This window comes from Pantoea sp. X-Soil-TKNS-1280, assembly GCF_059730475.1.
Window position 1 is genome coordinate 1 of the sequence record NZ_AP035966.1, and the last position, 12,939, is coordinate 12,939.

Here is a 12,939-nt window from a genome sequence, read left to right on the forward strand (position 1 = left end):
ATCTTTTGTTCCTCTAAACATGCAATTTGTTCCTCTAAACATGTGATCCGTTCCGCTAAATATGTAATTTGTTCCTCTAAAAATGCTATGCGTTCCTCTGGATATGCTGTAGTGTTCCTCTGAATATGCAGAAAGCGTTCCTCTGAATATGCAGTGCAACGTTTACCTGTGGATAATTGTGGCAGGGGAGGTTAAAGGAAATGTCTAAGGATATAAATGATTTAGGTCTAACTGTCGAATATGAAAATAAAACCACAGGTGAACTTGAGTACATATCATCCACAAGCAACAAATCGATCCAGCCGCTATCACTGCTGCGCTTAAGTGTCTTCAGCCCTGTGGGCTTGATCGAAAAAAAGAGCGTTGGCAATCGCTCGATGGATGCCTCAGAAGAGTTCCGTAACCTCGAAATTGTTAACAAGGAAGGGTACAACAAAGTTACCATTAATGGCCCTAAATTGGACATGGACACCGATTTTCGCACCTGGGTGGCCATCATTTCTGCCTTAACCCACACTGAGATGAAAGAGGGTAAGGTTACGTTACCTTTCACCGAGTTTGCGCGTCTTTGTGAATTCAACTCACGGCAGGTCAATAAAAATCTGAAGGAGCGGATTGCTAAATCACTGCGTAAAATCACCCAAACTTCAATCCATGTGTACAAGGAGGATGGCGAAGATATCGTGAGTGCTACCACACACCTTATCAACTTTTCCAAGGTGGATACCGCTAAAAATCAGGTCATCATTGAGTACAATCCTGGACTTAGAGATCTCTATAACATCGACCTCAAACGCGTGCTCAAACTCAAGGTATTTCCTGCCATTAAGCGCAATGAGGTTGCTAAGGCCATATATACGTTCCTGGAAGGCCTGCCAAACGTTCCAAACAAAGTTCAGATTGTTACCTTCGAACGAATTCAGGAACGGCTTAACATGCGTTCTGAGCCGCGTAAACAGCTGATGATAGTGAGGAAAGCTATGAAGCTGTTGGAGGACGTTAAATACCTAACATATACCGAAGGTTACAAAGTAGTTCAGGGTAAGAAAAGGATCTACTTTACGATCACATCCCGGGATCCGGATCTTTCTGAGAACAATGAAGTTTAGGCTTCAAGACAGCATTGTTAAACATCAGTGTATTGGTGTTACTAAGCGCAATTGACTGTTTTTTCAATATAAATCCGTTATGTTCCTCTAAATATGCAAGCGAAAGCTTGCTATATTATTCAATGTTTCCCTTAGTGTTCCTCTAAACATGCATTAGTAAATATTGCTGCCAGTCATCCTAGAGAGGGCAGGGCGTTCCTCTGAACATGCAGAAAGCATCTTTGTAATCAACGAAATATGAGATTATTGTCATGCATTTGGTTTCAGATGCTATGTTCCTCTAAACATGCATCCGTCGCTTTTGATACCTGTGCTGCTGGTATGAGATAATCGCCGTTCCCGTAAACATGCAAATCAATTTATGAACTGACAGTTTATGGGGTGCAAAAAGATCTGGCGTTCTTCTAATGATGCTGATGTTGCAAGCTGTTCCTCTAGACATGCTAATCCTTATCCCAGGTGTTCCTCTAAAGATGCAGCGGTTTCTCAACAGATGTTCTTCTAAACATGTAGCAGTGAGTTCCAGTAGTGGTGTTCCTCTAAACATGCAGGACTCTTGTCTTGTACAAGATATAACCGAGGTGGGGCTTTAAAACTGATTACTGTGCGATAAATTTTTATCAATAAAATCAGATGCGTTCTTCTAAATATGCATTCATCTGATAATGATGTTCCTCTGAACATGCAACTTCAGAGAAGCTTGTTCCTCTGAATATGATACGAAAATCTCTAGCGTGTTCCTCTAAATATGCTGTTTATCAGATGGTCACGTTCCTCTAAAAATGCATTATACGGCATGTGTTCCTCTAAACATGCTGGGCGAAAGTGATAAGTGTTCCTGTAAATATGCAGATTGAGGCAATTCCTCGGGTGGGTTGTGGATTCAGTTGCCGGAGTGTTCCTCTGAACATGCAAAATCGGTTGATGAGGGGTTAGCCTGACCCGATTTTTGTTCCTCTGGACATGCAGAATGACAGAGATGCGTTGATGTGATGATCATTAAGTAATCATTCCGTTCCTCTTCGCATGCAGATCAGAAATAAAACTCAAAAAGGTCTGATTTTAAAATGTTGATAATTTGTACGTAGTGTTCCTTTAAATATGCGGATTTAGTAATTGTGCTGGATATCCAGGCGGCTGAAATAAATCCGAAATCCGATATTTATCCTTAATAATCAATGACATGATAGTATGGTGAGAAACTTCGCGATTGCGATAGGTCTGCAGCCTTATTGGCATAATCTCAGTTTTGTGAAATAAATCCATCGATGAAGAAAAAATCCAGTTTTTAGGTTTTTTACTGAAAAATTGGCAGATTACGGTTTTTTGTGTAGTATTCAAAAAGACATTATTACTGAGGTGCTTATGAAGCGTGATTACGGCGATGTGCTGGAGACAGCGAAGCGAGCGAACAGTATGTTGCAGGGACTTAGCAACCATATTGAACAACAACGGGTTGAATTTAATCAGACTGGTTATTATCAAACGTATTCACGCAACGCTGTTGCCAATTTTCCACTGCTCAGTAAGCACGCTGTTGTCGCAGCCATAAGTGATATGGAGGGAGCTGGCTATGAGTTTGGGAAAAAGCAAACCGGCAGTACCTCACAATATGCGCTTAGCCTGCAGAACGTTATCGATATTTATCATCACCGCAAAGTACCTAAATACCGTGATAAGCATAAAGGTCCCTTCGTTGTGTTCGTCGTTAACCTGAAAGGAGGTGTATCCAAAACGGTCAGCACCGTGACGCTCGCGCATGGAATGCGTGCTCATCCTGCTATGCTGCACAATGATCTAAGGATCCTTGTCATCGATCTTGATCCTCAGGCTTCAAGCACCATGTTCTTAAGCCATAAAAATAGCATTGGCTCCAAAGCAGAAACTGCTGCCCAAGCTATGTTGAACGATCTTGGTCGCGAGCAGTTACATAGCGAGTTTATTCAGCCAACAGTGATGCCCGGCGTTGATGTTATGCCCGCCTCAATTGATGATGGTTTTGTAGCAAGTGACTGGGAGGCTCTAGTGCAGGAATATCTGCCGGGGGTTGCACCGTCTGAAGTTTTGCGCAGAAATGTAATCGATCGACTTGCCGATGACTATGATTTTATCTTTGTCGATACTGGCCCACATCTTGATTCGTTCATGCTTAACGCCATTGCTGCCAGCGATATCCTGTTGACTCCGACTCCACCAGCGCAGGTCGATTTTCATTCCACAATGAAGTATCTGACCCGCTTGCCTGAAATGCTGGAGCGTATTGAAAAAGAAGGTGTCGAACCACGATTAAAAGCCAATATTGGTTTTATGTCGAAAATGACGACGAAACATGATCATTTAACTTCTCAGAGCTACGCGCGAGAAGTGTTTACTAAATCTATGCTTGATGCCTCTCTACCGCGGCTTGATGGTTTTGAGCGATGCGGCGAATCATTTGATACGGTTATCAGTGCCAATCCTATTTCTTATCCGGGTAGTGCTGATGCCCTCCGAAAAGCCAAGTATGAAGCAGAGCAATTTTCTCGTGCAGTTTTCGACCGCATTGAATACATCAGGAGCACACTGTGAGTACTCATAAGACGGTACAACGTATCGGCCGCACCATGGGCCAGACTGCAATTGCTAGCTTTATTGACAGCAGCAATACTTCACGAACTTTCACATTAAAATCGGGCAAAACAGCCACTTTTGCCCGTCAGCTCATTCCGCATGGCGATATTGAGCAGAGAACCTATGTTGACCCACAGGTCAATGGCCGCGATCAGACTACGTTGACAGAAGAATCTGTTAAAGACATCATCCGTACCATTGGTTTGCAGCAGTTCTTTCCCGCAATTGGGCGGGTTAAAGATGGACGCATCGAGATTATGGACGGTTCACGTCGCCGTGCAGCTTGTCTGTTTGCAGAAGCCAGTCTTGAAGTGCTGGTTACTGCCGATGAACTGGATATTAGTGATGCACGTCAGTTAGCGGCTGACATTCAGACAGCCAGAGAACACAATCTGCGGGAACTCGGATTACGTTTTGCCATCATGAATGAAAATGGCATGAGCAAAAGCGATATTGCAAAAGTGGAAGGGATCTCAAACGCTAAAGTTACCCGTGCGTTTCAGGCTGCTTCTGTTCCTGCTGAGCTGATTGCATTATTTCCGGTGGTCTCCGAACTGACTTTGCCTGACTATCAACTGTTGCTTGATGTGACAGATAACGCCAAGGCAGAAAGCGTTGAGATCAGTGATCTGGCTGAACAGGTTCGCACCATGATGAGTGTAAACCGCAATGACAGGATGACCACGGATGAGCAAAAAACAGAGATACTCAGTTATTTTCGTTCAGCCAAACGCAACTTGGTACCCAAAAAGCCGAAGCCTCTTACCACGGAAAAACTGGCTGACTTCGAAGACCGTAACTTGCTGGCGCGTCGTAAAGTGAATACAGAAAAACGTTCTGTCAGCTATGAATTTGTCCGGTTACCCAAGGACACGGTGGATAAAATCGAAGAGGCGATTAAGCAGGTCCTTGAAAGTGTCAAAGGGGCGAAACTCAGAGGCTAAGTTTAATCAAATGGCTTCCGTGGGAGCCATTTCCTCTTTTAGTGTATTCTTCATGGTGCAGTTAGGCCAACTTTAAGATTTAACTTAAAGTATCCAAACAATGTGTATAAAGTCTTCGTAGATATGCTGACTCGCAGTGTTAATTATTCATCGCTAAAATAGCAAGCTGTCGAAAGTTTTTCGATTGCCGTGATGACTGCGTTTATTTTTAGGATTAAGTGTCACTGAAGGTTCATGCTTATCAAACAGACTAATTTTATCAGTGACTAAACTCGGTACAGAGATTCCTTCTATATTTTCTTCAAAATTATTCTCTTCTGAGAAATAAAAAGTTCTCCACCATCCTTGGTTTGTGTCTTTTTTATAATTATCTCATTAATCTTATGATAAGATGAGTAAAGTGCTTTTAAAAAACGATTTGATGCAAGCTACATATTAAAAATGCGGGAGGTTCTTTATCTGATGGAGTATGTAATACTGTTAAGTGTTATTTCTGATATTGACATGCTGATTATATTCAAGTGAACTGATGTTTATGTAAGTTCATACGTTTTGTCTGATTATTTATCTGATGATTAGATTGAACTAAACTATTCCCCCATGCACTGAGAACACTTTTTTATATTTCTGGTGTTCTTATGGATCCATACCTTATTCATGTCTAGCTTTTCTGAAGCACATTTCCGGTTCAGCCTGAGTTCAGAATATTGTGATAAAACCAGTTACAGTTAGCCATTTCATAAAGTTAATCTCATCAGAATGCGCGGAAGGAATATGTGGCGTTTTCGTCAAAATACCCACTCAGGTCAACCTGCGAAAGATAATTCGTTACAGACGCGCACGCAGCGCTATGGGGGTGGTATCTGACGATGGTCTCGGTTTATTTAGAATGATGGAAATAGGGTTATTTCACAAGCCACTTTTTGGTTAAAGATTTAATCACACCCTACGCAAGATTTTATCTTGCAGTTTTTTGTTTTTAAAACATGATGTTAGTTGTGATTATTTACCACATTTGACTTGTATGAGACAAGAGGTGTGTTAATTAACACACTTTACAGTGCCGGATAGTGTGTTAATGCAGTGCCGGATTGTGTGCTAGTGTAGTGCCGGATTGTGTGCTAATCCGGCACTGCAAACGGCACTGTATGGTGTGTTAATTGTAGCTATGTATTTAAATCAGTGTGTTATGCGTGATTTTTGCGTCAGTAGTGCCGGATCAACACACATGAAAACGGGGGGCGGTGCCGGATTAACACACATAAAAACGGGTTACAGTGCCGGATTAACACACATAAAAACGGATTACAGTGCCGGATTAACACACATATAAACCGCGTGCAGTGCCGGATTAGCACACCCCGGAAAATTAATACACAGTGCCGGATTGACACACAGTGACTGCCGACAGAATAATAAAAAAGCAACATGGCGATTTTACGTATTCCGCAGTCTGTCCCGGAAGTAAAAAACAGAAATATTCATCAGTCACTGTGCAGGTAATACCCTGCTCAGGCAGTAAGGATAATGGTATGGCCAGAAGAAATATTTACTTTAAAGAGAAAACCGAAAGGGAAGTTCAGGACCTGGTGCAAATTGAGATACAGGATGGTGCAACGAATGGCGATGTAAATTTCTCTTCAATGGTCAATGAACTGATCGGCATCGGCCTGATGGTTAAAAACATCAGGGGAGGGGAATAAATTCGACCTTGGTGGTTACAACCGGGATTTAATTCGTAAGGTGTCAGGGTGCCGTGAGGGTATCAGCATCATGATGGCTATGCATTTCTGAAATGCATCTTCGCATGCGGGGGTGAGGATGTGGAAACCGGACTGGAAGCGAGTATTGATAGTAACCTTTCAGGAATGCATGCCGCTGAAGATAAAGCTGAAAACAAACATTTCCTAATCGAGGACCAGAAATCTGTTCACGGATGTTTATGGGTTAAGCCTGCGCTGATGCGGTTTTTTTATTATTCATTTGAGAGCGTATAAAAACGGCCATCATTTTACCCCGTAATCTCTCACAGGCATGCTGTTGCCATCGGAAAAAGAGGCTCAGAAAACAGTGAGTCTCTGAAGAAATATTGTTACTGTCAGTATCTTATAATTCCCCTCAGGAGTCCCTCCGGGGATTTCCGGTCTTCCAGGTATATTTCGTTATGTTCACGTCCGGGATTTATGCTGTGATTCTTCATGCTCAGCCATTGCACGGATTGCAAAACGTTTTATTCGCCTGTCATGACGTTGAAGTAAACCGGTGTCGGGACGTAGATGTTTTTATCCGGGAAGTGATGGTGTTCGGAGCAGTAAAGGGGAGGGCGGTATTGGAGGTACGGTAATACTGATAACACCTTCGGAAGAGTGAAATAAAAAAACGGGCGTCTTGTCCAGTCCGGACTCAGATTTTCAGGGCTGATTTTTTCTCTTCCTCCGCCTCCGCTTTCTGCGCCAGCGGCTTTTCTGCAACTGCAACTTTTTCCGAAATAAACTCATTAAAGAGAATGGCCAATTCACTCAGGCTGTAACGGTTTACCGAATTTAGCCATCTGAACAGAGGTGATATGCTCACCTCAGAACAAAACAGGTGCCCCAATGAAAAAAAACTTCAGTGTAAAGTTTAAACGCGAATCCGCCCAGCTTGTTGTCGATCAGAATTAGACTGTTGCTGAAACGGCTAAAGCGATGGATATCGGACTTTCTACCATGACGCGCTGGGTAAAATAGTTACGTGATGAACGTCAGGGCAAAACGCCCAAAGCTTCGCCGATAACACTGGGACAGATTGAAATACGTGAGTTAAAGAAAAAACTTCAACCTATTGAAATGGAGAAGATATCTTAAAAAAGACGACATCTTGAAAAAGGCTACCGGCTCTAGATGTCAGACTCTCTGAACAGTTCTCGTTAATTGGGAATCTCAGAGCGCGTTATCCTGTGGCGACACTCTGCCATGTGTTTGGGGTTTACCGCAGCAGCTACAAATACTGGAAAAGTCGTCCTGATGAACAGGATATCAGGCTGACAGCGCTGTGTAGCTAGGTGTAGGAGTTACACAGCATCAGCCATGGCTCTGTCGGTGCAAGGAGCATTGCCACTATAGCAACGCTTAGGGGCTTCCGTATGGGGCGATGGCTTGCTGGCAAACTCATGAAAGAGCTGTGACTGGTAAGCTGCCGACAGCCAATACACCGGTATAAACGAGGCGAACAGGAGAATGTTGCTATACCGAACCACCTTTATCGTCAGTTCGCGGTCACAGAGTCCTACTAATTATGGTGTAGCGACGTAATTTATATCTGGACGGGAAAACGCTGTGCGTATCTTGCCGTTGTTCTAGACCTGTTCGCCAGAAAACCCGTTGGCTGAGCAATGTCATTCTCACCTGACTGCAAACTTACCATTAGATCGCTGGAAATGGCCTGGGAGCGCCGGGGAAAACCAACTGGGGTGATGTTCCACAGCGATAGTAATAATACCAATGTCAGTTTTCTTCATTGAGCTGTCTGAGCCGATTGATGTGATTACTGAGGCAGTGAAGATCTTCCCGCATCCTCACTCGGACAGCGGTCTACCTTTTGTGTCCTGCCCTTGATTCGTCGGTTGCCGGAGGTTTCTTTATACGAGGTATCTCCTCACCGGTTCGCATGATTCAAGAAGGACCTGACATCGTATCTCGTTACTGTCCTGTCCGGGTTATCAGTCAGCGGTTTCAATCATGTCTTCCTGACAGGTGATCAGCCATGAATGATGAAAATACTGACGCCACTGTTCGCTGTAATGAATCAAAACAACAAAGTCCCCGAAACGGAGTATTTCGCCACAACACGACAGGGATACAGCCAGATGCTGGCGTGGATGGCCACTTTTGGCTCAATACAGAGAATTGGTGTTGAGTGCACAGGAACCTACGGCTCAGAACTGCTGCGTTACTTACACAAAGCCGGAGTAGAAGTGTTTGAGGTAACAGCACCCGATTGCATGGAGCGACGCAGGCGTGGTAAAAGCGACACTATTGGTGCAGAGTCCGCCGCTCATGCTGCATTCTCGGAAATACGGACAGTCACGCCAAAAACACGTGATGGAATGATTGAGTCTCTACGGGTGCTAAAACTTGCCGAAAAACAGCGATATCTGCCCGCAGAGTCGCTCTTCGGATTATTCATTCCAATATTATCTCTGCACCGGATGAACTACGTGAACTGCTCAGAAATATAACTCGCATGCAGTTTATCAGAACACTGGGCTCCTGGATGCCAGATGCCAGATGCCAGTGAATACCGCGATGTTACGAACGTTTATCGCATCGCATTGCATTAAAATCCCTGGCTCGAGGCTATCTCGAGTTACATGACGAAATCGCTGATCTGGATGTCATTATTGCGGCTATTGTTGACGAGCTGACGCCTGACCTGATTAAACGTAATACAATTGGGTACGAAAGCGCTTCGTAGTCGCTGATCACTACCGGAGACAATCCCTAACGACTACCATCTGAAACAGGTTTTGCAGCAATGTGTGGTGTCAGCCCAGCTCCAGTCTCTTCTGGAAAAACGAACCGTTACCGACTTAACCGGGGTGGAGATCGTGCAGTGAATAGTGCACTTCACATCATCGCCATCGGTCGTTTACGAACTGAAGCAAAAACCAGGGAGTATGCAGACAGATGAGTGGTTGAAGGGCATACAAAATGGAAGCAATAGGCTGCTTGAAGCGTTATATTTCACGCAAAGTTTATACATTACTACGTAATCAAAACAGTCAGGTCTGCAGCATTCAGATAACGCCTTGACTATTAGAAGCGCGTCCAGGGTGCCCACAACACAAGCAGGCCGTTCAGGCGATTACTGTAGCGTTGCCGGATCAAGCAGAGCATGAGTCGACGTGGAAACTGCTCGGATAACAGCCCAATGGAGCGGTTCTTCCAGAGGCTGAAAAAGGCGTAGGTTCTTGTAATTGGGTGCATGAACTAGAGTGAGGCCTATTTGTAATAGCCGATTATATCGTGGGTTATTTACGCTAAGGCCGCATGAATATAATGGTGGCTTACCGCACAATGAAACTGTAAGTCGATACTGGAAAAACTCTAAAGCAGTGGCCAGTTTTAGTTGACCACTTCAGTCATCAAAATCGAAGGCGAGGATAAAAAAGGACTTTGGTCGTCCGGTATCCAGGTGCTATTTGATTTTTTCGGTAAGATTTGTCGGTTGGGCAATCTGTTCGTCGGTTGCAATGTTTGAGGTGGATGCATGGCTTGTTGCGGGTCCTTTAATTCAATCTATCGGCATAATAAAGCTTCCTGTCTTTAGGGACCTGTTGTCCGGATAAAATACGGGTGATGGCTGACCTGAGATGTGAACTGAGTTATCACTCCCGATAATTTAATGCTGTGATCTGATCCGATGTCGGATACAAGATGTTTCATAATTACAACATACTTTGAGTCAACAGATTAACATGCCAAAACTCAACATCTGCGCCGTTAGTGATTCTATATGAAAATATCAGAAAAATCAGATGTTTTCAGAATTAAACGGCATCATTGGCATGACGTGAGAAATTACCGGTTGTTAATCCGCCATTGAAGTTAAAGCCTGATTGTTCGCCATAACCTGATCTTAGATCAAAAGTGGGAATGGTTATCATTTATATAATCATCAGCTCCTTGTTACTGAGCTGGCTGATGATATGCATATTAAAACGAACCGCGTTTATCGGATTGCAGGCTACAAAAGCCCGATTAATCCCGCCTGGCGGCAAAAGCTACTGGCGATGGGTATGCTCCCTGGCGCGCTTATCGAAGTTATCCGCGTGGCCCCGATGGGGGACCCGGTGCAAATTCGCACGCGGCGCATCAGCCTGGCAGTACGACAGCAGGATCTTGCGGCCATCCTTCTTGAGGAAATGACCGCATGAAGAAATTAATCATTGGTTTGATTGGCAACCCCAATACCGGCAAAACCACCTTATTTAACCAGCTTACAGGCGCGCGGCAGCGGGTGGGTAACTGGGCTGGGGTGACAGTCGAACGCAAAGAAGGGCAATTTTTTACGGCCTCATCCGATGTGCATCTGATTGATTTACCCGGTACGCGCTCGCTGACCACCATTTCGGCGGATACCTCGATAGATGAAAGCATTGCCTGTCAGTACCTGTTTAACGATCAGGCCGACCTGGTGATCAATGTTGTGGATGCGTCGAATCTGGAAAATAACCTGTTTCTGACGGTGCAATTGCTGGAATTAGGCGTTCCCTGCATTATCGCGCTGAATATGCAGGATATTGCCGCCAGTCAGAATATCAGCATCGATATTGATGAGCTTTCCCGCCGACTGGGCTGTCCGGTGGTGTCTCTGACATCAACGCGCGGCGAAGGGATTGCCAGGCTTAAAGAGACCATCGACAGTCACCATCATCTCGCACCAATAAAATGGGTGACGTATCCGGCTGAAATTGAAGCCACGATCACCCGACTGCGCTCCATGATGCCGTCTGCTATTCCGGAACAAAAGCAATACTGGCTGGCATTGCAGCTGCTGGAAGGAGATCTCAACAGCCAGAAAATTTGTTCCGGTGTGGTGCAACATCTGCCGGAGATAAACAAAGAAGCCGGTGGCGATCCGGGTATGATCATTGCCGATTATCGTTTCCGTGCGATTACCGAACTTTGCACCAGCGTCAGCAATATCCATCAGTCCGCACCAGGCCAGCTTACTGGCCTGATCGATAAGGTCGTGCTTAACCGCTGGGCCGGGATTCCGATATTCCTCGGTGTCATGTACCTGATGTTTGTGCTGTCGATTAATATCGGCGCGGCATTGCAACCGGTGTTTGATAGTGGCTCGGTCGCGTTGTTTATCCACGGCACGCAATGGCTTGGCTACACCTTGCATTTCCCCGACTGGCTGACCGTATTTCTCGCGCAGGGCATTGGTGCGGGTATCAATACGGTACTGCCGATTATTCCCCAGATTGGCCTGATGTATCTTTTCCTGTCTTTTCTGGAGGATTCCGGTTACATGGCGCGTGCGGCCTTCGTAATGGATCGCCTGATGCAGGCATTGGGGTTACCGGGTAAATCGTTTGTGCCACTGATTGTCGGCTTTGGCTGCAATGTGCCATCAGTGATGGGCGCGCGTACGCTGGATACGCCGCGTGAACGCCTGATTACCGTACTGATTGCTCCCTTTATGTCCTGCGGTGCGCGTCTGGCGATTTTTGCCGTGTTTGCTGCGGCATTTTTTGGTGCTCACAGTGCCAGCCTGGTGTTCTCGTTGTATGTGCTGGGGATTGCTGTGGCGATCATCACCGGGTTGACCCTGAAACATACGTTACTGCGGGGCGAAGCCTCACCTTTCATTATGGAGCTGCCGGTTTACCATCGTCCGCACCTGAAGAGCCTGCTGATTCAGACCTGGCAACGCCTGAAGATGTTCATTATCCGCGCGGGCCGGGTGATTATCCTTGTCAGTATGATTATCGGGGTACTGAGCAGCTTCTCGTTTAACGGCAACACGGTGAATAACATCAACGATTCTGCGCTGGCAGCGACCAGCAAAGTGATTACGCCGATTCTCCAACCCATTGGGGTCACGGATGATAACTGGCAGGCCACGGTAGGGCTGGTGACAGGCATCATGGCAAAAGAGGTGGTGGTAGGGACCCTTAACAGCCTGTACACCGGTGAAGATGTGCAAAGTGGTGGGTTCAACCCTGAGGAGTTTAATCTGTTGACGGAACTGTCAGGTTCACTGACCGCAACCTGGGAAGGGTTGAAAGCCGCAGTCAGTCTGGGAGCGTTAGCCAACCCGATCGAAGCCAGTAAGGGCGATGGTGAGATGGCTGCCGGACAGATGGGGGTGATGAGCGCGAAATTTGGCAGCGTGCTTGCCGCCTACAGCTACCTGATTTTCGTCCTGCTGTATGTGCCTTGTGTCTCGGTAATGGGGGCGATTGCGCGTGAAGCGGGTAGAAACTGGATGCTGTTCTCTTTCTTCTGGGGTCTGAATGTAGCGTTTTCTCTTGCCACCCTGTTTTATCAAAGCGTGACCTTTAGTACGCATCCGGCCTACAGCGCAATCTGCCTGTTCAGCGTCATTGTGGTGAATGTGGTAATCATTGTGTTGCTGCGTAAATGGGGCAAACGGATAAAAGAACACCGACTTAATATTCCAGTACCGGGAAATAGTGCGGGATGTGATGGTTGCAAAGGATGTTGTAATAGCTAAGTTTTCATTGCAATAAGTATGGCCCCGACAATTGCCGGGGCCATGAC

General features: G+C 45.5%; 6 protein-coding genes and 3 pseudogenes. All 9 read left to right on the forward strand.

The features are described 5' to 3' along the window. Positions 1 to 200: 200 nt before the first annotated feature. The 9 genes and pseudogenes from AC6I8X_RS27255 to feoB all read left to right on the forward strand — a co-directional run bounded on the left by AC6I8X_RS27255 (position 201) and on the right by feoB (position 12,892). Positions 201 to 1,109 carry a RepB family plasmid replication initiator protein gene (locus tag AC6I8X_RS27255; RefSeq protein ID WP_084878691.1) on the forward strand — a complete coding sequence of 303 codons (909 nt, stop codon included), beginning with the start codon at positions 201 to 203 and terminating at the stop codon, positions 1,107 to 1,109. Positions 1,110 to 2,474: 1,365 nt separating this feature from the next. Beyond that, positions 2,475 to 3,677: an AAA family ATPase gene (locus tag AC6I8X_RS27260; protein ID WP_299456407.1), complete on the forward strand. Its 1,203-nt coding sequence runs from the start codon at positions 2,475 to 2,477 to the stop codon at positions 3,675 to 3,677. 35 nt (positions 3,678 to 3,712) lie between these two features. Then, positions 3,713 to 4,663, forward strand: a complete 951-nt coding sequence (locus AC6I8X_RS27265; RefSeq protein ID WP_299456743.1) for a ParB family protein — start codon at positions 3,713 to 3,715, stop codon at positions 4,661 to 4,663. A 1,532-nt stretch (positions 4,664 to 6,195) separates the two neighbouring features. Beyond that, positions 6,196 to 6,366, forward strand: coding sequence for a relaxosome protein TraM (locus AC6I8X_RS27270; RefSeq protein ID WP_299456408.1), 171 nt, complete (start codon positions 6,196 to 6,198; stop codon positions 6,364 to 6,366). Between the two features lie 894 nt (positions 6,367 to 7,260). After that, positions 7,261 to 8,141 (forward strand): annotated as a pseudogene (locus AC6I8X_RS27275) (IS3 family transposase); the annotation flags it as partial. Positions 8,142 to 8,438: 297 nt separating this feature from the next. After that, positions 8,439 to 9,456 (forward strand): annotated as a pseudogene (locus AC6I8X_RS27280) (IS110 family transposase); the annotation flags it as partial. Between the two features lie 16 nt (positions 9,457 to 9,472). Continuing rightward, positions 9,473 to 9,776, forward strand: a pseudogene (locus AC6I8X_RS27285) (integrase core domain-containing protein); the annotation flags it as partial. A 576-nt stretch (positions 9,777 to 10,352) separates the two neighbouring features. Continuing rightward, a complete protein-coding gene (gene feoA, locus AC6I8X_RS27290; RefSeq protein ID WP_299456411.1) occupies positions 10,353 to 10,580 on the forward strand; it encodes a ferrous iron transporter A in 228 nt (75 codons plus the stop codon). Beyond that, a complete protein-coding gene (feoB, locus tag AC6I8X_RS27295; protein ID WP_497842010.1) occupies positions 10,577 to 12,892 on the forward strand; it encodes a Fe(2+) transporter permease subunit FeoB in 2,316 nt (771 codons plus the stop codon). Before feoA ends, feoB begins: the two co-directional genes overlap by 4 nt. The last annotated feature ends 47 nt before the right edge of the window (positions 12,893 to 12,939 follow it).

What these genes read in the sequence shown, in the direction of transcription:
- AC6I8X_RS27255 (WP_084878691.1), top strand. Translation starts at nt 201, where the DNA reads ATGTCTAAGGATATAAATGATTTAGGTCTAACTGTCGAATATGAAAAT.
- AC6I8X_RS27260 (WP_299456407.1), top strand. Translation starts at nt 2,475, where the DNA reads ATGAAGCGTGATTACGGCGATGTGCTGGAGACAGCGAAGCGAGCGAAC.
- AC6I8X_RS27265 (WP_299456743.1), top strand. Translation starts at nt 3,713, where the DNA reads ATGGGCCAGACTGCAATTGCTAGCTTTATTGACAGCAGCAATACTTCA.
- AC6I8X_RS27270 (WP_299456408.1), top strand. Translation starts at nt 6,196, where the DNA reads ATGGCCAGAAGAAATATTTACTTTAAAGAGAAAACCGAAAGGGAAGTT.
- feoA (WP_299456411.1), top strand. Translation starts at nt 10,353, where the DNA reads ATGCATATTAAAACGAACCGCGTTTATCGGATTGCAGGCTACAAAAGC.
- feoB (WP_497842010.1), top strand. Translation starts at nt 10,577, where the DNA reads ATGAAGAAATTAATCATTGGTTTGATTGGCAACCCCAATACCGGCAAA.